At 48.9% G+C, this 22,411-nt stretch carries 18 protein-coding genes and 1 rRNA gene; 1 reads left to right on the top strand and 18 read right to left on the bottom strand.

Annotation, left to right across the window (positions count from 1 at the left end; all coding sequences use genetic code 11):
* From Q4Q49_RS11665 to Q4Q49_RS11655, 3 genes are all read right to left on the bottom strand, one after another.
* Positions 1–88, bottom strand: a 16S ribosomal RNA gene (locus Q4Q49_RS11665); the annotation flags it as partial.
* A 765-nt stretch (positions 89–853) separates the two neighbouring features.
* Positions 854–3,580: a preprotein translocase subunit SecA gene (gene secA / locus Q4Q49_RS11660; protein ID WP_311999421.1), complete on the bottom strand. Its 2,727-nt coding sequence runs from the start codon at positions 3,578–3,580 to the stop codon at positions 854–856.
* Positions 3,581–3,640: 60 nt separating this feature from the next.
* On the bottom strand, positions 3,641–4,540 hold the full coding sequence (locus tag Q4Q49_RS11655; protein WP_006079901.1) for a M23 family metallopeptidase: 900 nt from the start codon (positions 4,538–4,540) through the stop codon (positions 3,641–3,643).
* Positions 4,541–4,567: 27 nt separating this feature from the next.
* Between Q4Q49_RS11655 and Q4Q49_RS11650 the strand changes: the two genes are divergently transcribed.
* Positions 4,568–5,014 carry a DciA family protein gene (locus Q4Q49_RS11650; RefSeq protein ID WP_311999418.1) on the top strand — a complete coding sequence of 149 codons (447 nt, stop codon included), beginning with the start codon at positions 4,568–4,570 and terminating at the stop codon, positions 5,012–5,014.
* Between the two features lie 12 nt (positions 5,015–5,026).
* On the opposite strand, the gene lpxC is transcribed toward Q4Q49_RS11650, so the two are convergent.
* The 15 genes from lpxC to mraZ all read right to left on the bottom strand — a co-directional run bounded on the left by lpxC (position 5,027) and on the right by mraZ (position 22,032).
* Positions 5,027–5,947 (bottom strand): UDP-3-O-acyl-N-acetylglucosamine deacetylase, encoded by a 921-nt coding sequence (gene lpxC / locus Q4Q49_RS11645; protein WP_011845621.1) that lies wholly within the window; start codon positions 5,945–5,947, stop codon positions 5,027–5,029.
* A gap of 180 nt (positions 5,948–6,127) precedes the next feature.
* Positions 6,128–7,315, bottom strand: coding sequence for a cell division protein FtsZ (gene ftsZ / locus Q4Q49_RS11640; RefSeq protein WP_006079898.1), 1,188 nt, complete (start codon positions 7,313–7,315; stop codon positions 6,128–6,130).
* A 33-nt stretch (positions 7,316–7,348) separates the two neighbouring features.
* Positions 7,349–8,584: a cell division protein FtsA gene (gene ftsA / locus Q4Q49_RS11635; protein ID WP_006079897.1), complete on the bottom strand. Its 1,236-nt coding sequence runs from the start codon at positions 8,582–8,584 to the stop codon at positions 7,349–7,351.
* Complete coding sequence (locus tag Q4Q49_RS11630; protein ID WP_311999417.1) at positions 8,565–9,314, bottom strand: cell division protein FtsQ/DivIB; 750 nt, start codon at positions 9,312–9,314, stop codon at positions 8,565–8,567. Before Q4Q49_RS11630 ends, ftsA begins: the two co-directional genes overlap by 20 nt.
* A gap of 151 nt (positions 9,315–9,465) precedes the next feature.
* Positions 9,466–10,932, bottom strand: coding sequence for a UDP-N-acetylmuramate--L-alanine ligase (gene murC, locus Q4Q49_RS11625; RefSeq protein ID WP_311999416.1), 1,467 nt, complete (start codon positions 10,930–10,932; stop codon positions 9,466–9,468).
* 2 nt (positions 10,933–10,934) lie between these two features.
* The gene (gene murG / locus Q4Q49_RS11620) at positions 10,935–12,023 is read right to left on the bottom strand and encodes an undecaprenyldiphospho-muramoylpentapeptide beta-N-acetylglucosaminyltransferase (protein ID WP_006079894.1); all 1,089 of its coding nucleotides are present in this window, start codon (positions 12,021–12,023) and stop codon (positions 10,935–10,937) included.
* The gene (ftsW, locus tag Q4Q49_RS11615; RefSeq protein ID WP_261273702.1) at positions 12,023–13,234 is read right to left on the bottom strand and encodes a cell division protein FtsW; all 1,212 of its coding nucleotides are present in this window, start codon (positions 13,232–13,234) and stop codon (positions 12,023–12,025) included. Before ftsW ends, murG begins: the two co-directional genes overlap by 1 nt.
* Positions 13,224–14,543, bottom strand: a complete 1,320-nt coding sequence (gene murD / locus Q4Q49_RS11610) for a UDP-N-acetylmuramoyl-L-alanine--D-glutamate ligase (RefSeq protein WP_311999415.1) — start codon at positions 14,541–14,543, stop codon at positions 13,224–13,226. The genes ftsW and murD overlap by 11 nt, the downstream gene beginning before the upstream one ends.
* A 6-nt stretch (positions 14,544–14,549) precedes the next feature.
* The gene (gene mraY / locus Q4Q49_RS11605) at positions 14,550–15,632 is read right to left on the bottom strand and encodes a phospho-N-acetylmuramoyl-pentapeptide-transferase (protein WP_006079891.1); all 1,083 of its coding nucleotides are present in this window, start codon (positions 15,630–15,632) and stop codon (positions 14,550–14,552) included.
* Complete coding sequence (murF, locus tag Q4Q49_RS11600; protein WP_107949491.1) at positions 15,633–17,015, bottom strand: UDP-N-acetylmuramoyl-tripeptide--D-alanyl-D-alanine ligase; 1,383 nt, start codon at positions 17,013–17,015, stop codon at positions 15,633–15,635. It abuts the gene before it with no gap.
* Positions 17,012–18,511 carry a UDP-N-acetylmuramoyl-L-alanyl-D-glutamate--2,6-diaminopimelate ligase gene (gene murE, locus Q4Q49_RS11595; RefSeq protein WP_311999413.1) on the bottom strand — a complete coding sequence of 500 codons (1,500 nt, stop codon included), beginning with the start codon at positions 18,509–18,511 and terminating at the stop codon, positions 17,012–17,014. The genes murF and murE overlap by 4 nt, the downstream gene beginning before the upstream one ends.
* Entirely contained in the window at positions 18,508–20,262 is a 1,755-nt protein-coding gene (locus Q4Q49_RS11590) for a peptidoglycan glycosyltransferase FtsI (protein ID WP_006079888.1), read from the bottom strand. The genes murE and Q4Q49_RS11590 overlap by 4 nt, the downstream gene beginning before the upstream one ends.
* Positions 20,263–20,275: 13 nt before the next feature.
* The gene (ftsL, locus tag Q4Q49_RS11585; protein WP_006079887.1) at positions 20,276–20,590 is read right to left on the bottom strand and encodes a cell division protein FtsL; all 315 of its coding nucleotides are present in this window, start codon (positions 20,588–20,590) and stop codon (positions 20,276–20,278) included.
* A gap of 10 nt (positions 20,591–20,600) precedes the next feature.
* Positions 20,601–21,542, bottom strand: a complete 942-nt coding sequence (gene rsmH / locus Q4Q49_RS11580; protein ID WP_006079886.1) for a 16S rRNA (cytosine(1402)-N(4))-methyltransferase RsmH — start codon at positions 21,540–21,542, stop codon at positions 20,601–20,603.
* Between the two features lie 31 nt (positions 21,543–21,573).
* Entirely contained in the window at positions 21,574–22,032 is a 459-nt protein-coding gene (gene mraZ, locus Q4Q49_RS11575) for a division/cell wall cluster transcriptional repressor MraZ (RefSeq protein WP_006079885.1), read from the bottom strand.
* Positions 22,033–22,411: the final 379 nt, after the last annotated feature.

Genomic DNA, 22,411 nt, shown 5'->3' with positions numbered 1-22,411 from the left:
AGTAAACTCCCTTGTGCTGCCGCTCGACTTGCATGTGTTAGGCCTGCCGCCAGCGTTCAATCTGAGCCATGATCAAACTCTTCAATTAAAGTTTTGTTGTTTGACTTACGTCAAACGGCTCAACGAATTCTGTTCGACTCCTATTTATTCGAAAATAAGTAGTAAGTCTTTGTACATATTGCTATGAACACTCATCACTCTCGTGAAAGAATTGGTTGATTTAAATTTTTGACTACCAACCCGAAGGTTAGCAGTTTCGATTAACTCAACACCTGTGAGTGTCCACACAGATTTGCTTGATAAATTGTTAAAGAGCGTTGACCACACACTGAGTTTTCAGCGGGTCAGGGCTGCGTATTCTACGCATTCCCGTTAGTGCGTCAAGTAGTTTTTTCAACTTTCTCAACACTCATCGCTTAGCTTGCTAACCGATGAACTGCTTGGCTTTCTTTGCTTAACTTGCGTTTCGCTGTCTGCCGTGTCAGTGGATGCGCATTATAGGGAGATTGAGAAAGTCCGCAAGGGCTTTTTTGAGAAAAATGGATCTTTTTTTAATACTTTCAGTTAGTCACACAATACCCCCACTTTATCCTCAGACTTATCCACAAAATGGGTTTTAACGGTTAAATTTGCTACAGCGATGGCTTTTGCTTTAATGGCTATCGATAAGAGTGAAATGATGTTCAATGGGGAATAACGACGATTAGCTATATAAAGAAGAGTAAGAATGTAATCCGGATGACACGAGAGTCGCGCTAGGCTTATTAAAGAGGAAATAAAAAGGCAACTTAGATAAGTTGCCTTTAGTGTGCGTTCTATTCTACTTATTCAGTAGGCTTAATCTGTCAGCAGATTAACTTAACTTGCCGTGACATTGTTTGTACTTGCGACCTGAGCCACAAGGACAAGGATCGTTACGACCCACTTTCTCACCATCACGGATCATCGGCGCTTGCGCAGTGACAGCTTCATGCTCATCACCACCGCCAACAAGCGACTCTGCCGCTGCGTGTTGATAGTCGCGCTGGATCTTTGCATCTTCTTCACGACGACGCGCTTCCATTTCTTCCACATCTGACTGAGCTTGAACTTGTACTTTCGACAGCACACTGATGACGTCATGTTTCAAGGTGTTCAACAGTTGTTGGAATAACTCAAACGACTCACGCTTATATTCTTGCTTTGGATTTTTCTGTGCGTAACCACGTAAGTGGATACCTTGACGCAGATGGTCCATCGCCGCTAAGTGTTCTTTCCACAGACCATCGAGCGTTTGTAGCATAACGGCTTTCTCGAACTGGCGTAGCACTTGCGCGCCAACCATTTCTTCTTTTGCCTTATACGCATCGCCCCAAGCAGTGATAATACGCTCACGCAGACTTTCTTCATGCAGATCGTCTTCTTTATCTAACCATTCTTGGATAGGTAATTTGAGCATAAATTCTTGGTGTAGACGTTGCTCTAAACCCGGGATATCCCACAGCTCTTCTACTGATTGTGGTGGAATATATTGATCGATTACCGCGCCAATCACATCGTCTTGGATGTTTTGGATAGTATCTTCAATACTTTCCGCATCCATCAACTCGTTGCGCTGGGCGTAAACCACTTGGCGTTGATCGTTGGCTACGTCATCAAATTCGAGTAATTGCTTACGGATATCGAAGTTACGAGCTTCAACTTTACGTTGAGCATTTTCAATTGCGCGAGACACCCATGGATGTTCGATCGCTTCACCTTCTTCCATGCCCAGCTTTTTCATCATGCCAGAGACACGATCCGAGGCGAAGATACGCATTAAGCTATCTTCCATCGACAGATAGAAGCGTGATGAACCCGCGTCACCTTGACGACCCGCACGACCACGTAACTGATTGTCGATACGGCGTGATTCGTGACGTTCGGTACCTAGGATGTGCAAACCACCCGCGGCGACGACTTCATCATGACGAATTTGCCAATCGGCTTTGATCTTAGCTTTTTGCTCAGCGGTTGGATTATCGAGTTCATCGATTTCCATGTTCCAGTTGCCGCCAAGCACGATATCGGTACCACGACCTGCCATGTTAGTAGCAATAGTCACAGCGCCAGTACGACCTGCTTGGGCGACGATTTCAGCTTCTTTCTCATGGAATTTCGCGTTCAAAACTTGATGTGGGATTTTTTCCTGCACCATTAAGCGCGCTAGCAGTTCAGACTGTTCGATTGAGACCGTACCCACCAACACTGGCTGACCACGTTCGCGGCAATCTTTAATGTCTTTGATGATAGCTTGATATTTTTCATCGGCGGTCAGGTAAACCAAATCCGCCATATCCTTACGCACCATTGGGCGGTTAGTCGGCACAACAACTGTGTCTAATCCATAGATGTGTTGGAATTCGAACGCTTCAGTGTCGGCTGTACCTGTCATACCTGCCAGCTTCTCGTATTGACGGAAGTAGTTCTGGAAAGTGATCGAAGCCAATGTTTGGTTTTCGTTTTGAATGTGCACGCCTTCTTTGGCTTCAACAGCTTGATGTAAGCCTTCTGACCAACGACGACCCGGCATAGTACGACCTGTGTGTTCATCGACTATGATGACTTCGTTGTCTTGTACTATGTAATCCACATCACGCTCAAACAGCGTGTGCGCACGGAGCGCCGCGTTGACGTGGTGTAATAGGGAAATATTTGCAGCAGAATAGAGTGAGTCGCCTTCGGCTAACATGCCGCGCTCGATCAACAGGTTTTCTACTTTTTCTTGACCACGTTCGGTGAAATGCACTTGTTTGGCTTTTTCATCGATGCTGTAGTCACCCTCACCCACATACTCTTCCGTATCTTCTTTATCTTGACGGATAAGATTAGGGATCAAGGTGTTGATCTTGATGTATAGCTCAGAGCTATCTTCAGCGGCACCAGAGATGATCAGCGGCGTACGTGCTTCGTCGATTAAGATTGAATCCACTTCATCGATTAGGGCGTAATGCAACGGACGTTGTACCCGTTCTTGCGGCGAAAACGCCATGTTATCGCGCAAATAATCAAAACCAAACTCGTTGTTGGTACCGTAAGTGATATCGGCGTTATAGGCATCTTTCTTTGCCTGCTGACCGAGACCTGCCACGTTGATGCCGACGGTTAAACCAAGGAACTCAAACAGCGGACGGTTATTCTCGGCATCACGACGTGCTAAGTAATCGTTCACGGTAATTACGTGAACACCTTTGCCCGTCAATGCGTTTAAGTAAGCTGGTAAGGTTGCCGTTAAGGTTTTACCTTCACCCGTACGCATCTCAGCAATACGGTTACTATCGAGTACCATACCACCGAGTAACTGTACGTCGAAGTGGCGCATGTCAAATACGCGCTTAGACGCTTCACGCACTGTCGCAAACGCTTCAGCCATGATGCTATCTAATGAAGCGCCGGCAGCTAAACGCTCACGGAACTCAGCGGTTTTTGCTTTTAATGCTTCATCGGTTAATTTTTCATAATCAGCTTCTAGTGCGTTAATGCTAATAACGATCTTTTGAAGCCCTTTAAGGGTGCGGTCGTTGCGACTACCAAATACTTTTGTCAGTAATTTACCAAACATCTGAATCACTTATTCTCTGTAGGCCAAGTCCATGATGGAAACTAGAAGCCAATGTTTCAATTAACTTGCTTTGCGGTAGACAAACTTTTGTGGATCTATCTGCTGTCCGCCGCGCAACACTTCATAATGCACATGAGCCCCAGTTGAGCGCCCAGTGCTTCCCATACTGGCGATTGCATCGCCTTTTGCGACCACATCACCTACAGTCACTGACAAAGCTTTATTATGGCCATAACGCGTATGTAAACCGTTACCATGGTCTATTTCGACCAACTCGCCATAACCGAACATGTTCCCAGCCCAAGTTACTACGCCTGCAGCAGTCGCAACAACTTTGGCCCCTTCTCGGCCGGTAAAATCAATCCCCTTATGCACAGTCCTGCGACCGTTGAAAGGGTCATTACGTAATCCGTAGGGCGACGATAACCAACCTTTATCGAGTGGGATCCCTGATATATAACGTTCATCATCTATATGGTGGTTAGATGACACTGTTTCAAGTAGTGATAGCTGAACATTATTATTGTCAATTCGTGATGCCAACTTATCCATATCGTCGATAAGCTGCCCGAGCTCGATGTTAGTGCCTAATTCGCTCAAACCACCCACACCAACTTCGGATGAGAAATCAAAATCTTCATCCAATTTGTTCTGCTGGGCGACCTGTTGACCTAAGGCTTCGAGACGGGTGATCTTGGCTTGCATACGTGCAACATGAGTCACTAGCATAGCCAGTTGAGACTCGGTAGCACTTTTTAGCTCTAAGACTTGTTTCTTTTGTTGTTCGCGCACGAGACGATCGTTATCGACACTGGCTTGCTGATCTTGAAATCGAGCTGAGTTGTGTTGATAAATACCGGACCCAGTGGCCAACAATAGTATTGGAAGTAGCAACCAGCGTTTACTGGGCTGCCAGCGTGTGACGCCATTCCGACCTTGAATAAATACTGTTACACTCATAGCCTAATTCAGCCATCTTATTATCATATGAAAAAGCCCCCTCAAGATCTCAGCCAATTACTGCATCAATCGGGCAAATTACCCGACCTTGCTGAGAAAGCGGAACTACTTATATATCTGAATCATCATGTGAAGCAGATTATCGCAGGTCCTGTTGCGGAGCAGCTAAAAGTCGCTAATTTCCGCCAGGGTGTTCTTGTGGTTGAAACCACTTCGGCGGCCTGGGCTGCACGAATTAATTTCCAAAAGCCGAAGCTACTAGCGCAGCTTCAAGCAGAAACGCTCCCAATCCTTACCGCAATTGAAGTTAAAGTCAACCCGAGATTAGCAATGTATGACGCAAAGCCTAAACAGGGACACAAAGAATTAAGCCCTGCAGCAGCGGAGCATATTGCGGCATTAGCGGAAAATATTGGCGGTTCACTGGGCGAAAAACTAAAACGGCTGGCCTCATTGGCCAGCCGTAATAAATAATCTCACCGCTTTTTAAGCAAATACAGCGCCACCTGGCACGGTAAAGCTAACGGGAACATCGGCTTCTTTTTCAAAGCTAACTAACTCCCACGCATCCTGTTGCGCCAGTAAAGCACGCACCAATTGGTTGTTCAGCGCATGACCGGTTTTATACGCAGTAAACTCACCTAAAATAGCGTGTCCTGCCACATATAGATCACCAAACGCATCTAGAATTTTGTGCTTAACAAATTCGTCCTCATAACGCAGGCCGTCGGGATTAAGGACGCGATATTCATCAAGTACAACAGCGTTTTCCATGCTGCCGCCCAACGCTAGGTTGTTGGCTCGCAGATATTCGATATCACGCATAAACCCAAAAGTACGGGCGCGGCTGATATCTTTCACGAAAGCAGACGTTGAAAAGTCCATCACCACATGCTGTTGGCTACGAGCGATTTCTGGGTGCGCGAAGTCAATTTTAAAATTGACTCTAAAACCTTTAAAGGGTTTCAGCTCGGCCCATTTGTCACCATCTTCAACACGCACAGGGCGCTTAATCTTTAAGTATTTCTTAGGTGCGGCCTGCTCTTTAATACCCGCAGACTGCAATAAGAAGACGAACGGGCTCGCACTGCCATCCATAATAGGAATTTCAGGCGCGTCCACTTCGATTACGGCGTTATCTATGCCTAAACCCGCAAGTGCTGCAAATAAATGCTCAATGGTCGAGATACGAATACCTTCGTCATTGACAAGTGCCGTACACATAGTGGTTTCACGAACTTGCTCCGCCTTCGCTGGAATGGCGACGGCAGGACTCAAATCGGTGCGCACGAGTACGATCCCTGAATTAACGGGCGCGGGCATTATGCTCAAAGTGACCTTGTTGCCAGAATGCAATCCGACACCAGTAGTTTTCACCATTTTCTGAACAGTTCTTTGAAATATCATTCAGTTACCCGTTTACATGCCAATTATAAAGCCTAATATTTGTACACTCAGCGTCGGCAAATTGGCCGCACTGGTTCAACATAATAACATAACTTTATTATGTCACACAAATGCAGCTATGCTGTGGTATTGCCCAAAACGAACAACACCTCACATATACGCAGGACTCAAACGCTATCGCTAGTCGGCTTGCTTACGCAAAAATGCTGGAATATCAAGATAATCCAACTCATGCTTTGTCGATGGTGCAGGCTGTGGAGCTGGCTGTGGTGCCGCTGGCAATACGTTGCCTTTTGGCGCAGCGTAGTTCACATGTACCGCTTCTTCGACATAGGCTTCGACTTTTGGTTCCACAACCACTGGCTCTGGACGAGGCGCAGGCTTAGACACCAATTGAATATCTGGACGCTTTTCAGCACCGATACCTGTAGCAACAACCGTTACACGCAGCTCATCACTCATTTCTGGGTCGATGACAGCACCAACAACCACAGTCGCGTTGTCAGAGGCATAAGCCTTAACGTGATTACCCACGGTTTCGAATTCTTCGATACTCATGTCCATACCCGCAGTGATGTTAACTAACACACCACGCGCACCGGCTAAGTCGATGTCTTCTAATAATGGGCTGGCAACAGCAGCTTCAGCCGCTTCTTCTGCACGGTCTTCACCGCGAGCGACGCCTGTACCCATCATGGCATTACCCATTTCAGACATCACTGTCTTCACGTCGGCGAAGTCGACGTTAATCAGACCTGGACGAGTGATAAGCTCGGCAATACCTTGTACCGCGCCAAGTAACACGTTATTCGCTGCGGCGAACGCATCGAGTAAAGAAGTGCCACGGCCCAATACTTTTAATAATTTTTCATTTGGAATCGTGATTAACGAATCCACATGCTTAGCCAGCTCAGCAATACCTTGCTCAGCATAAGCCATACGCTTTTTCCCTTCGAATGGGAAAGGCTTAGTCACAACCGCAACGGTCAGAATACCTTCTTCGCGAGCGATTTGAGCGACAACAGGTGCAGCACCAGTACCTGTACCACCGCCCATACCGGCAGCGATAAAGATCATATCTGAGCCTTTGATCGCCGCGCGAATGTTTTCGCGGTCTTCTTCAGCTGCTGCACGACCCACATCTGGGTTTGCCCCTGCTCCGAGACCTTTAGTGACATCGCGTCCTAATTGAATCGTTGAGCCTGCGCCTGATTTTCTCAGGGCCTGAGCGTCTGTATTGGTAACGATAAACTCAACACCTTCAATGTTGTGTTTGACCATATGTTCGACAGCGTTACCGCCGCCGCCGCCAACGCCGATGACTTTAATCACCGCGTCGTCTGAGTGAGTATCCATGATCTCAAACATTGTCTGATCTCCGTGTTGCCTGCGTTATGAAAATTAAAATTCGCCCTTAAACCAGCTTTGGACCCGATTCCAAGCGCTAGTTACCCCTTGGCGCTCAGGACGTTCGAACTGACGTTCGATCACCCGTCGTGCACCGTAATGAAGCAGTCCGACTCCAGTGGAGTAAATAGACTGGTCCACGTATTCATATAAACCTTTGATCGGTAGCGGTGACGCTACACGAACAGGCATGCCGAACGTCGCTTCCGCGATATCGACCACACCTTGAATCGACGCTGTGCCACCTGTGAGCACAATACCTGCGGCGATTTGATCTTCTAATCCACTATCTTTCAACTCTTTAAGTACTAACTCAAACAGCTCTTGGTATCTTGGTTCTACTACTTCGGCGAGCGTGTGACGTGACATGCTACGTGATGGACGTCCACCTACCGATGGCACTTCGATACTGTCTTCGCGGCTCACCATAGAGCTGCGCGCACAGGCGAATTGCACTTTAATTTGTTCAGCATGTGACGACGGCGTGCGGAAAATCTTCGCAATGTCGTTGGTCACTTGGTTGCCCGCAACTGGCACAACCGCACAATGACGCAAGGCGCCGTTGGTATATACCGCAATATCTGTGGTGCCACCGCCGATATCGACGATACACACACCTAAGTCTTTCTCATCGAAGGTCAGCACGGCATCGGCCGAAGCAATCCCCGAGAACACTAAGTCGTCGACCTTAAGGCCACAACGCTCAACGCTCTTAGTGATGTTCTTCGCCATATCATTGGCGCAGGTCACTATGTGTACCTTGGCTTCCATACGCATGCCAGACATACCGATAGGGCTGCGAATGCCGTCTTGCACGTCGATCGCATATTCCTGTGGCAGCACATGTAAGATGCGACGTTCGGTCGGGATCTTCACCGAGCGAGCCGTGTGGATCACGTTATCAACGTCTTCCTGTGTCACTTCTTCATCGTTGATCGAGACCATGCCGTTTTCGTTTTGGCAGGCGATGTGCTTACCAGAGATGCTCAGGTAAACCGATGACACTTGGCAATCCGCCATTAATTCCGCTTGATCGAGCGCACGTTGCACACTGCGAACGATCGAATCTAAATCGTTCACGCCACCTTTATCCATGCCCCTTGAGGGATGGTTGCCAAGGCCGACTATGCTGATTTCGCCATCGGGCAGAACTTCGCCTATGATCACTGCGACCTTAGAGGTTCCTATGTCCAATCCGACGATAAGGTTTCTATCTTGGTTTTTGATCATTAATTATCGGCTCTCTTGTTTGTGCATCGCCCCAGCCTACGGCCAACCCTGTGTCGTAGCGCAAATCTACTCTGGCAACGGATTTCTCTTGTTTCGCCAAAACCGGATAAACAGTAATAAATCGCTGTATCCGTGCAATTTTATCTTCTCGACCTAAATCTAAAACGATGCCGTTTCCTAAGGTCGCGTGCCACGCATGTCGTGGCGTCAAATACAAACTGGCTAAGGTAAAGCCATTAATCTTTAACAGGGAGTTGATCTGTGCATACACAGTCAACACCTCAAGGCCCATATCGTCTGGCCCAGATAACTGCGGTAAATGCTCCAGCTCTGGGTGCGATGGCGCTTCAAACACTTCGCCATGCACGTTCAACCAAGCGTCACCATTCCAATGGGCTGCAGGTTGCTGCTCCTGCAAATATACCCTGAGTTTCGCTGGCCACTCGCGTCTTACCGACGCGCGATACACCCAAGGTAAGGCTTCTAACGCCTGTTGCACTAAGGTGATGTCAGCACTAAAAAAACTCCGCTGCATTAAATCCTGTAGTGCCACTTGTATATCTTTATCTGTGGTGTAAGCCCGCTCACCTTTGATGGCAACGGCCTCTATCGGCAAGGTACTGGCATCATTTAAAAACTTATGTAACTGGTATCCACCAAATACAAAACTGGCCACGATGAAGAATAAAAAGCCAGCCCCGCTCCACAGATACCAATTAACCCGTGACATTCTTGCCCGCCAGTGCCGCCTCTTATCACTCCAAGACACGCTTCATTCCACCTTTAACGACACTCATTAAAAACCACAGAAAACCGGCTATTATATAGACCAAAATCCTTTGGTCAAAATTTCCTTTTCCTCGCAGATCAAGCGCTAAAGATCAGCTTGATTGCGCAGGTAATTCCGCAACGGCAAAGCCCAATTCTGTCGTCGCTAACAATCGTGACAGGGCGCCAATATTACCTGCACCTTGGGTGAGTAATAAATCCCCTTCTTGCAATACATCGGGCAAGACTTCTGCGAGCTGATCAGGACTGGCGATAAAGATCGGATCTAACTGGCCACGCAGGCGAATTGAGCGACATAAAGCTCGGCCATCGGCACCTGTGATCGGCGCTTCACCCGCACTATAAACATCGAGCAACAGTAAACAATCCACTTGGGATAACACTTCAACAAAGTCTTCATACAAATCACGGGTACGTGTGTACCTGTGTGGCTGATACGCCATAACCAGACGTTTGTCGGGCCAACCTGCACGGGCGGCTTTAATGGTCGCGGCGACTTCACTGGGGTGATGGCCATAATCATCGACTAACATAACTTCGCCCTTAGGCGTAGCAAACTTGCCCAAATGCTGGAAACGACGACCTATACCTTGGAACTCTACTAATGCCTGAGTAATGGCGCTGTCGTCGATTTCATCTTCGGTCGCGACCGCAATCGCAGCCAAGGCATTAAGCACGTTATGTTGACCCGGCAAGTTAAGTACCAGATCGAGATCAGCTTTGCCTTTACGTCTAACCGTGAAACGACACTGATGCCCTTGTTGACTGAAATTCAGCGCTTGCACGTCCGCATCGTCACTAAAACCATAGGTCACAAGTTGACGACCAATGCGCGGCATGATTTCACGGACAACAGCATCGTCGATACACACAACTGCGACACCGTAGAAGGGCAAGTTATGTAGGAAATCCACGAAGGTCGATTTCAATTTTTCGAAATCACCGCCATAGGTATCCATGTGATCGGCTTCAATGTTAGTTACCACACTGACCATAGGCTGCAAATGCAGGAAGCTCGCATCACTCTCATCGGCTTCGGCAATCAAGTAACGGCTGGTGCCTAATCTGGCATTAGTACCGGCACTATTGAGCAAGCCACCAATTACGAAGGTAGGATCCCGTCCCGCTTGACCGTACACGCTGGCGATAAGGCTGGTTGTCGTCGTTTTACCATGGGTGCCGGCAATCGCGACCCCATGACGGTAGCGCATCAACTCGGCTAGCATTTCGGCGCGACGCACGATAGGAATACGTAATTCTTTGGCAGCAAGGATTTCTGGGTTTTCCAGATTAATCGCCGTGGAGACCACGACCACATCCACTTGCTGCACGTTTTCGGCAGCATGACCAATTTGGATCTTGGCACCGAGCAAACACAATCTGTCGGTCACGGCATTTTGCGCGATATCCGAACCACTCACCTGATAGCCTTCGTTCACTAACACTTCGGCGATCCCGCCCATGCCCGCGCCGCCAATGCCGACGAAGTGAATACGCTTAATACGGCGCATTTCTGGGATCATGCTTCTCAGTTGTGCATATCTTTCTGTCTTAGTCATGCTTATCCTTTCTCAGCAAGGCTGATGCACACTGCGGCAACTTGTTCAGTCGCATCCAGTACGGCAACGTCTCTCGCTCTTTGGCCCATACGGGCTAATTCTGTTCTGTCATTGGCGAGCAGTTGTAATTTGCCCGCCAGTTTATTCACGTCCAAGATGGCCTGTGGCAATAGGAAAGCTGCGCCAGCCTCAACCAATACTTGACCGTTACGGGTTTGGTGATCATCCACCGCATGGGGATAAGGCACCAGAATACTCGGTAGCCCCACCGCCGCTAACTCAGACACCGTCAGCGCACCGGCGCGGCACAATACCACATCAGCCCAGCGATAAGCGGCTTCCATGTCGTCGATAAACTCGGCGATATTCACGCCGCCATCTTGCCCATGTTGCTGATAAGCCGCCTTCACGCCCGCAAGATTATCTTTACCCACTTGATGCCAAACCGTAACGGACTGCTGCTGACTCAGTATCGCAACCGCTTCAGGCATAAGATCGTTAAAGACTTTGGCTCCAAGGCTGCCGCCAACAACTAATACTTTTAAGGCTTCATCAGCCTCTGGCTTTGGTTCTGCGCCTAAGGCAATCAATTCTTGGCGAATCGGATTGCCAACCACCTTGGCCTTCACTGTGGTAAAGGTATTTTTAAAGGCACATAACACTTGCGTCGCAATCCGCGACAACAACTTGTTCGTCATCCCTGGGATGGCATTTTGCTCATGTAGTACCAATGGAATACCGGCTAATCTTGCCGCCACACCACCTGGGCCACTGGCGAATCCGCCCATGCCAAGCACGACATCGGGTTTAAACTCAGCAATCACGGCCTTAGCCTGCAATATTGATCGCACCACTTTAAAGGGCGCCGCGAGTTTACGTATCAAACCATTGCCGCGCACACCTTTGATATCAATGAAATCAATATCAAATCCATACTGGGGCACTAAACGCGCCTCCATACGATCGGCCGTGCCTAACCAACGCACTTGCCAACCCTGTTGAGCTAGATACTTAGCCACTGCCAGCGCCGGGAACACATGTCCTCCCGTACCACCCGCCATGACTAAAATACGTTTTCCTGCTGGGGTCATCACTTCAATCTCCCTTGCACGGCCTGAACTAATGTCATGCGCCGTTCGTAATCAATGCGTAGCAACATCATGGCTGCCGCCGTCATGACCCATAAACTACTGCCGCCGTAGCTGATAAAAGGCAATGTCAGTCCTTTGGTCGGTAACATGCCGATACTCGCGCCGACATTAACTACAGTCTGAAAACAAATCCAAATACCGATGGCATAGCCTAAATAACCTTCGAATGGCTTATCCATGGCTAAGCACAAATTGCCCAAACGAATCGATCTCAGCGCCACAAACAGCAGCACAGATAACACAGCGATAATGCCGATAAAACCTAATTCTTCACCAATCACGGCGAAGATAAAGTCAGTGTGCGCTTCGGGCAGATATTCTAATTTTTGAATACTGTTGCCCAGCCCTTGGCCAAACCAATCGCCACGGCCATAGGCCATCAAAGATTGCGTCAACTGGTAACCGCTACCGAAGGGATCTTGCCAAGGATCCATAAACGACGTCACCCGGCGCATACGGTAAGGTTCTAACAATACCAAAGCCACAAACGCCAACACGCCGGCAAAAATCAGGGCGAAGAAGTCGAGTAAACGTGCCCCTGCTAAAAACAGCAGGCCAACGGTACCGACGAACAACACCACAACAGTCCCTAAGTCGGGCTGCATCAAAATCAGCACAGCGTAAATGGCAAATACCGCAATCGGTTTATAGAAACCCTTAGCGTTCTCGCGCACTTCCTGATGACGACGCACTAAATAGCCCGCCATGTAGATGGCAAAGGCAAACTTCGCGACTTCTGCCACTTGGATGCGTATTGGGCCTATCGATAACCAACGCGTCGCGCCGTTTACCGTAGTACCGACCACTAAAACCGCCAGTAACATCAAGCCCACAACCAATAGCAGCATGGGACTCCAGCGCTGCCAAGTTTGCATTTCAACTCTTAATACAAATGCCGCAATGGCTAAGCAACCCACTAAATAACCCACATGGCGAGTCATAAAATAAAACGGGTTACCCGTGAGCGTTTGCGCTTCTGGCATTGAGGCCGACATCACCATCACAAAGCCAAAGCCAATCAAAGACAACACAGCCGCGAGCAAAGCGCGATCGTACAATTGCACGCCCGGCACTTCGGTATCACGTTGCCAATTGGGCATTGCTGAACGCAAACGCCCAAATAGGCTAAGTTGTCTTACATCACTCGCCATTGAGTTGCTCCACAAGGTTTCTAAAATCGTCACCTCGAGCCATAAAGTTACTGTACATATCTAAACTGGCGCAGGCTGGCGACAATAAAACGATATCGCCAGAGGTCGCCAATTCAGCGGCTTTCGTTACCGCTGCCGCCATAGTCTCGACTCTGACTGCACCGTCTTTTAAGGCGGCAATCTTTTTACCATCACGACCTAAGGTAATGAGGTGTGTTACTTTCACTAATGCCACGCCTAAAGGTTTAAAATCAGCACCTTTACCGTCACCGCCAGCAATCAAAATAATATCGCCTAAGTGATCACTCAAACCATCGAGCGCGGCAACGGTGGCGCCGACGTTCGTCGCTTTCGAGTCATTGACATAGGTCACGCCATTCTTAATGCCAACCACTTCACAACGATGAGATAAGCCAGTAAAGCTACGCGCCACTTTCGCCATAACCTGCTTATCAACACCGACAACATCCACAAGCGCCATTGCTGCGAGTAGGTTGGCATGGTTATGGCTGCCAATCAGGGAGACTTCTGTGATCGGCATGATTTCGCTGCTGCCGTGATAAATCTTACTGTCGCTGATGCCCCATTCGTCCGCTTCTGGCGCAGCTAAACCAAAACTGTTTTGGTTCATTGGCTCTGGCGGTACGGTCAGTTTATCGTCGCGATTAAACAGCACGGCGCGGCTTTGTTTGTATAAACGTAATTTAGCTTCGCGGTAGGCAACGATATCGCTGTATCTATCCATGTGGTCTTCGCTGATATTCAAACAGGTCGCCACCACACACTTAAGGCTATGGGTGGTTTCCAATTGAAAGCTCGACAACTCAAGCACAAACAAGTCGGCATTTTCATGCAGTAAATCCAGCGCAGGCACACCGATATTGCCACCAACGGCAACGGCGATACCCGCTTCCCTTGCCATTTCGCCTACAAGCGTAGTGACAGTTGATTTACCGTTAGAGCCAGTAATACCGATAACGCAAGGTTTACGGTCAGCAACCTCACGGGCAAATAGCTCCACATCGCCAATCACTTCGATGCCCATATCCACAGCGGCACGCACCTCTGGGGTATAAGTGGCAATGCCGGGACTGATAATGATCTGCGTCGCTTGCACGAGATAACGGCAATCGAATCCGCCAGAAATCAGCTTCACATCAGGAAAAGACGTCGCTAATGTTTCGGCGCTCGGAGGCTGCCGACGACTGTCCATGACCAATGGCGTAATGCCCTTTCCACACAAATAGCGCACGACGGACAAACCCGTTGCCCCTAAACCTAACACTATGTGTGAATACTGATTTTGCATAACCAATTACCTTAACTTCAACGTGGCTAAGCCAAGTAAGACGAGGAATATCGAGATAATCCAAAAACGCACTATCACTCGAGGTTCAGGCCAGCCTTTTAACTCATAGTGATGGTGTATCGGCGCCATGCGGAAAATACGCTGGCCGCGTAACTTGTACGAACCCACCTGTAGGATGACTGACAGGGTTTCCATCACGAACACGCCGCCCATGATCACTAACAAAATCTCTTGGCGAACGAGCACTGCAATTGTGCCCAGTGCAGCACCTAATGACAGCGAACCCACATCGCCCATGAAGACTTGCGCGGGGTAAGTGTTGAACCACAAAAAGCCCAGACCCGCACCGACAATGGCGGTACAGACAATCACAAGCTCACCCGAACCGGGTAAATGCGGAATATGTAAGTAGTTCGCAAACTGCGCGTGACCGGACAAATAAGCAATCAAGGCAAACGCCGCCGCGACCATTACCGTCGGCATAATGGCCAAACCGTCGAGGCCGTCGGTTAAGTTCACCGCATTACTCGACCCCACAATAGTGAAGTACGCCAATACGATAAATACGGCGCCAAGTTGCGGCATCACGTCTTTAAAGAAAGGCACCACTAACTGAGTTTCACCTGGATTTGCCGCTGTGGCATATAGGAAAAAAGCAATGAGCAGCGCAGCCAAAGATTGCAGAATGTACTTCCAGCGCGCGATCAAACCTTTAGTGTCTTTACGCACCACTTTGCGGTAATCGTCGATAAAGCCAATCAAACCGAAACTGCCGAGCACAAACAACATCACCCACACATAGCGGCTACCGAGATCGCCCCACAGCAATACGCTGATGAAGATAGCAGCTAATATGAGCAAGCCACCCATAGTCGGCGTGCCACGCTTACTAAAATGTGATTCTGGACCATCGTTACGCACGACCTGACCAATTTGCAGTAATTGCAAACGTTCAATCAGTTTAGGGCCAAACCATAAGCTAAAAACTAATGCGGTCAATAAGCCTAAAATGGCTCGAAACGTTACATAGGAAAACACGTTAAACCCGGTATGAAAACGGGTTAAATACTCGGCCAGATATACCAGCATTTACACTAACTCCCCACGCCCGAAGGCTACTGTTAGTCCATCCACGACCCGCTCCATGGCGGCGCTACGTGAACCTTTAACGAGAACCGTTACCTGTCCCGGTAACTGGTTAATATGCTTTATGAGTTTTTCTACTAACGTCGCCACACTGTCATAGTGCTCCGCACCGAAAGCTTGGCTCGTATGCTGACTTAAGGTTCCGGTGCAAAACAAGGCATCTATCCCCTGTTGCTTGGCCAGTTGCCCTAGTTCAGCGTGTAAAAGGGGCGCATTGTCGCCTAATTCTCCTAAATCTCCCAGTACCAGACAGCGATTTTCAGAAATTTCCTTTAACCAAGCGATTGCCGCCCCAACGGACACAGGATTCGCGTTATAGCTATCGTCGATTAGACGTACGCGTCCCAATTGACTCGGTTGCATACGCCCTTTCACTGGCGTTAATTGGCTTAAGCCTTCGGCGATCTCTGTCAAACTTAATCCCAAGGCAATACAAACACTTGCAGCGGCGAGTGCATTACTCACCTGATGGCGCCCCGCCAGCGGTAGTACCACTTGGCAAGATTCACCTGAGTAATTGAGCATAAAACGATAGCAACCATCGGCATTAGTCTTATGACCTGTGGCGATGACGTCGATATGACGTTTAGCGGCGCCATCTTGCTGGGAGAAGCTCAGTTGCTTATAAGGTCTTGCCTTAACGCTCATAAAATCGGCAAAGGCATCATCGGCGTTGATGATGGCGGTGCCATCGGCCTGCAGATGATTAAAAATTTCCGACTTAGCCTGCGCAACACCTGCTTGCGATCCAAATCCTTCTAAATGGGCGCTGCCGACGTTATTCACCAGCGCCACGTTCGGACGCACGAGTCCTGAGGTGTAATCAATTTCACCTTTATGGTTAGCCCCGAGCTCGAATATCCCAAACTCATCCGCTGGCGTTAAACGCAGCAAGGTAAGCGGCACACCGATTTCATTATTGAAGTTACCAGCGGTATAGAGGATTTGATGCTTTGCCGACAGAATGGTCGCGATCATTTCCTTCACGCTAGTCTTGCCGTTTGAGCCTGTTAACGCCACGCAAATGGGATTGATTTGGTCACGGACATAAGCCCCTATCGCGCCCATGGCTTTTTGGCAATCGGGCACAATCAGCTGCGGAATATCAAAGGCTAATTCGCGCTCGACCATTAACGCCGCGGCGCCGTTCTCAATAGCGGTTGCAGCAAAATCATGGCCATCAAAACGCTCACCCTTTAAGGCAACAAACAGGGTTGCAGCGCCGATTTTGCGGCTATCACTGCTTAAATCTTCGATGGTGACGTCGTCACCGACTCGAAACGTACCTAAGTGTTGACTTAGGGTCTCGAGAGAAAGAGGGATCATCTTGATTGCTCCGATAACTGGCGTGCCAGGGCGCGTTCATCATAGTCATGACGCACACCTGCCGCCTCTTGGTAAGTTTCGTGGCCTTTGCCCGCAAGCAAGATCACATCGCCAGGTTTCGCCAATGCCACAACCTCTTTAATTGCTGCGATACGGTCAACCTGAGTCAATGCCTGCTGAGGATGTGTTAGCCCTTGGATAATATCGGTAATAATTTGCGCGGGGTCTTCACTGCGCGCATTGTCGCTCGTCACCATAATGCGGTCAGCATACTGTTCTGCAGCTTGGCCCATCAAAGGACGCTTGCCCTTATCGCGGTCGCCACCACAGCCAAATACGCACCATAAATCACCGACACAATGTCGACGTAGCGCGTTTAACGCTTGTTCAATCGCATCTGGTGTATGGGCATAATCGACCACTAAGGTGATGTTATTCGCAGTTGTGAAACGCTCCATACGACCTGCAACAGGCGTTAGGTATTGCACTTGCTCGGCTAACGCTTTCATATCAAAACCTTGCAGATACAAGGCCGATAGCGCCGCGAGTAAATTAGAAAGATTAAAGGCACCAAGTAGTGGTGAGTGAATTTGTGTTTCGCCCTCGGGCCACACTAAGGTTGCACTGACACCTTGATCGTCAAACTTGGCATTTTTAGTATAAAAAGCCGCGGCTTGATGACCTTCAATACTAAAGCCCCACATTTGCGCAGGCACAGATTTAAGTTCAGTCAACCAAGACTCGCCAACCGTGTCGTCGAGATTCAATAAACCGTGACCTAAGGTGCTGAAGCGAAATAGGCTTTGCTTAGCGGCGGCATAGCTTTCCATATCACCGTGGTAATCGAGGTGATCGCGCGTCAGATTGGTAAACACGGCAACATCGAATGGCACCGCATCCACGCGGCCTTGCACTAAGCCGTGGCTCGACACTTCCATGGCGCAGACACTCGCGCCTTGGGCTTCAAAGTCATGCAACTGACGCATTAAGGTGATCGCATCGGCTGTGGTATTGCCGCTATCGACAAGCTCGCCCCAGAGACCATTGCCAAGAGTGCCCATCACAGCGGCTTTGCGGCCGAGCGACGTTATCAGCTGGGCAATCAGTTGGCTTGTCGAGGTCTTACCATTAGTTCCAGTAATACCAATCACCCCAAGGGATGTTGTCGCAGACTGATGCGCTAATGGATAACGCTGAGCGGCGATGGCCGATACTTGGCGACTCAACTGGAAGAAATAAATCTGCACGCCGTGCTCGGCATTATCGCTGTACAACACTTTGCCATGCTGATCAGCATCATCCGTGTGGACTAATACGGCTGCGGCACCTAAATCTAAGGCTTTTTCAATAAACTGTCTGCCATCGACCTTATGTCCTGGCAGCGCCAAAAACACATCGCCGCGACGTATTGCGCGGCTATCTAAGGTCAAATCGTTGAAGGACTGCGCGCCGGCATAATGCAGCCAAGGCGCAAGCAGATCCCGTAATAACATCATTCTGCTCTCCCGGCGGCGATACCCGCCAATTGCACTTGTTCTTTATCGGTAATGGGTTCAACGTTTAACATTTGCAGTGCGCCAGACATGACTTTGGCAAATGCCGGCCCCGCCACTGAACCACCATAATAGAGATCGCCCTTAGGCTCGTTCACGACGACCACTATCGCTAACTTAGGATTATTCGCCGGGGCAACACCCGCAAATAAAGCAACATAATCATCACCATAACCGCCAGCAACCGCCTTACGACTAGTGCCCGACTTGCCCGCAACCGGATAACCATCAATATGCGCCAAGGTGCCGGTGCCGCCTTTTTCTGTCACGCCGACCAGCATTTGCATCACATCGTGGGCCACATCTTCAGAAATAACTCGCTCACCGACGGGGGGCTTTTTCAGTTTCATGATTGAGACGGGGAATAAGGTGCCGCCATTGCCTAAAGTGGCATACATGCGCGCAAGTTGCAGTGTGGTTGCCGTTAAACCGTAACCGAAGGACAAGGTGGCGCGCTCAAAGTCAGACCAACGGTGGCGGTCTTGAATAACCCCCGCGCTTTCGCCCGTAAGGTTGATCCCTGAGAAACTACCGAGCCCCATAGATTGATAGGTGCCGAGTAACTGCTGCACCGGAATAGATAAGGCCAATTTACTGATGCCGACGTTACTGGATTTAGCCAGAATACGCGCCAAACTCATGTCGCCGTAGTTGGCAGGGTCACGCACTTGGCGGCCGCCTAAACGCATCCACCCCGGTGAAGTGGCAATAATGTCGGTCGATTTAACTGTGCCCGCTTCAAGCGCCGCAGCCACGACAAAGGGCTTAATGGTCGAACCTGGCTCGAAAGTATCCGTCATGGCCCGGTTACGCATTCTGAAGGTTTGCAGATTATCGCGCGCATTAGGGTTGTACGATGGCGTATTCACCATAGCCAAGACTTCACCGGTGTGAATATCGAGTACAACGATGGAACCTGAAGTTGCTTGGTTCATCTCTGTGGTGCGTTTCAGCTCGCGGTATGCTAACTGCTGAATCCGTTGATCTATGCTGAGCACGAGATCATTCGGGCTTTCGCCTTCTTGGATGATATCCAGCCGCTCAACCACATGACCATCGCGGGATTTACGCACTTTCTGTTTTGAAGGCGTGCCCGTTAGCCAGCTGTTATAAGCATTTTCTACGCCTTCAATCCCAACATCATCAATGTTTGTGATACCGATAAGCTGAGCAGTGATTTCACCACCAGGGTAATAGCGGCGGGATTCAGATTTGAGGAAAACACCGGGTAATTTCAGCTGAGTGATGTAGTCCGCGACCGCGGGAGTAATTTGGCGTTTCAAGTAGGTAAAGCGTTTGGTGGGATTACTGCGCACCCGATCTAATATGTCTTCTACGGGTTCATGCAACACATCAGCTAAAGCTTGCCAGCGGCGCATATCCGCAAAGCCATTATTATCGTTAACTTGTTTAGGATCGGCCCAAACGGCACGCACTGGCACACTGACGGCCAACATGTCGCCATTGCGATCGGTGATCAAACCACGCTGCACCTCACGGCTTGTGGTCCGTAAGGTACGCATATCGCTTTCATGGCGTAATTTGTCAGGCTCGATAATTTGAATGTAGGCCGCGCGCCCCACTAGGCTGCAAAATAGCGTACACACAAACCCCACCACTACGTATAAACGCCAATGGATTAGTTGTGGTTTCTGCGGTTTGCTTACCCGTTTGATTTTCGCTTGCCTAGTCATATCTTCCCTATACTCACGGCACCTTTACCACAACTTCTTCGCTGGGTAACGGACGACTCATGTTGAGTTCCTTAGAGGCAATGCGCGTAATACGACTGTGTTCAGTCTGCGATTGCTCTTCTAATAATAAATTGCGCCACTCAATATCTAATCTGTCTCGCTCTTGCAGTAACTGGTCCCACTGGGTCGTTAGTTGGCGGCTAATATGGCTGCCATAAACAACCGCGACCGCATTGCAGAGCACGAGCAGAGCTAATAACAAGATCCATTTGTGCAGCCATAAATCGTGTAAGACGATCCGTGGCAGATTGATCGAGGGCTTACTCACAGTGCGCCCCTTAGTAATCTAAACGCTCGGCAATGCGTAACACTGAGCTGCGAGCTCTGGCATTGCGTTCGATTTCTTCGTCGGATGGCATAATCGCCTTGCCCACGGCGCGTAACTTACGCGACTTGTTAATTTGATCCTCAGTGACCGGAAAACCGTGCGGCACACTTTCGCCTTGGCTATGGCGGCGAATAAAGCGCTTCACGATACGATCTTCTAAAGAGTGGAAACTGATGACCGACAAGCGCCCTTGGGGAGCCAGCACATTGACTGCACCTTCAAGCGCTTGATCAATTTGATCTAACTCACTATTGATATAAATCCGAATGGCCTGAAACACCCGAGTCGCAGGGTGCTTATTGCGTTCTTTACTTTTAGTGATACGCGCGATCAAATCGGCTAAATCTTTAGTTCGTAAAAACGGGGTTTTGTCACGATCCGCAGCGATACAACGAGCAATATGGCGGGCGTTTTTCTCTTCGCCATAGGTCTTAAATACCCAAGCCATATCCTCAATTTCTGCGCGGGCTAACCACTGAGCAGCCGTTTGACCTTGACTGTTATCCATGCGCATATCGAGTGGGCCATCACGCATAAAACTAAAACCACGTTCGGCATCGTCGAGCTGAGGTGAAGACACACCTAAATCGAGTAATACGCCATCTATTTTGCCCACTAGCCCAAGCTCTTCGACGTAATCGGCTAATTGGCCAAAACCACCATGCACGATTTGAAAGCGTGGATCGTCAGCAAATTGTTTTGCCGCTTCAATCGCTTGAGGGTCACGGTCGATTGCGATCAATCGGCCATTTTCACCGAGTTGCTGCAACACTTGTCTTGAATGACCACCGCGGCCGAACGTGCCATCGATATAGATGCCATCGTCTTTGATGTTTAAACCGCCAACCGTTTCTGCTAGCAGCACGGATAAATGGGCAAATTCCTGACTCATTACTCTCTTCTTATTTAGTTATCGCGACTCGTTAAAGTGAAAAATCCGCGAGACGCTCGTTACTGGCAAGCTCCTCACTTCGAATCGTTTCCTGACACTCATCGATTTGCTGCAGCCAAGATTGCTCATCCCACAGCTCAAATTTGTTCAATTGCCCCACCAGCATGATGCGCTTATCTAAATTGGCATATTGCCTTAGCGGTGGCGGCAGTAATATGCGCCCATTACCGTCGAGCTCCACTTCGTGGGCGTAACCGAGTAACAGACGTTTTAACGATCTCTGGGTTTTATCGGTATCGGAAAGCGTTAACAACTTAGCTTCGATCAATTCCCATTCATGGATTGGATACAAGAGTAAACAAGCGGATTGGATGTCGACGGTAATCACGATGCGGCCTTGATGCTCAAGCTGCAAAGGTTCGCGGTATCGCACTGGAATAGCGATCCGTCCCTTTGTATCTAAGTTGATAGCACTGGCTCCACGAAACACGCTAATTCATCCTTTCCTGTGATTTTTGATCCACAAATATCCACTATTTCCCACAACTGCTAAGTTTAGGGACAGTCGACAAGCAATGTCAAGGGATGGGATCCTTTTATAAATCCAGTCGGCAAGCGGGTTAGCAGCATGTTGAGCACTTAACCTAGCGACAAACTTTTGACATGAAAGACCACGAAAGATCGACTAAACAGAGGAAACTACAGGAATAAATTACGCCGAAATATTCAGCAACCTTTAGCTTTCAGACGCTTGCGATGAAAAAGATGGGGAATACATTCTCACTTTGCGGGATTTTGCGTAACGAAAAATAACTTTAAACCCAAAAACGAAACAAAATAAACTTAAATCCAACCTAATTAGGCAGTCA

The sequence above is a fragment of the Shewanella sp. SP1S1-7 genome (genome assembly GCF_031932105.1).
In the GTDB taxonomy this organism is placed as follows: Bacteria; Pseudomonadota; Gammaproteobacteria; order Enterobacterales; family Shewanellaceae; genus Shewanella; species Shewanella baltica.
This window is presented reverse-complemented; position numbering and strand designations above follow the sequence as displayed.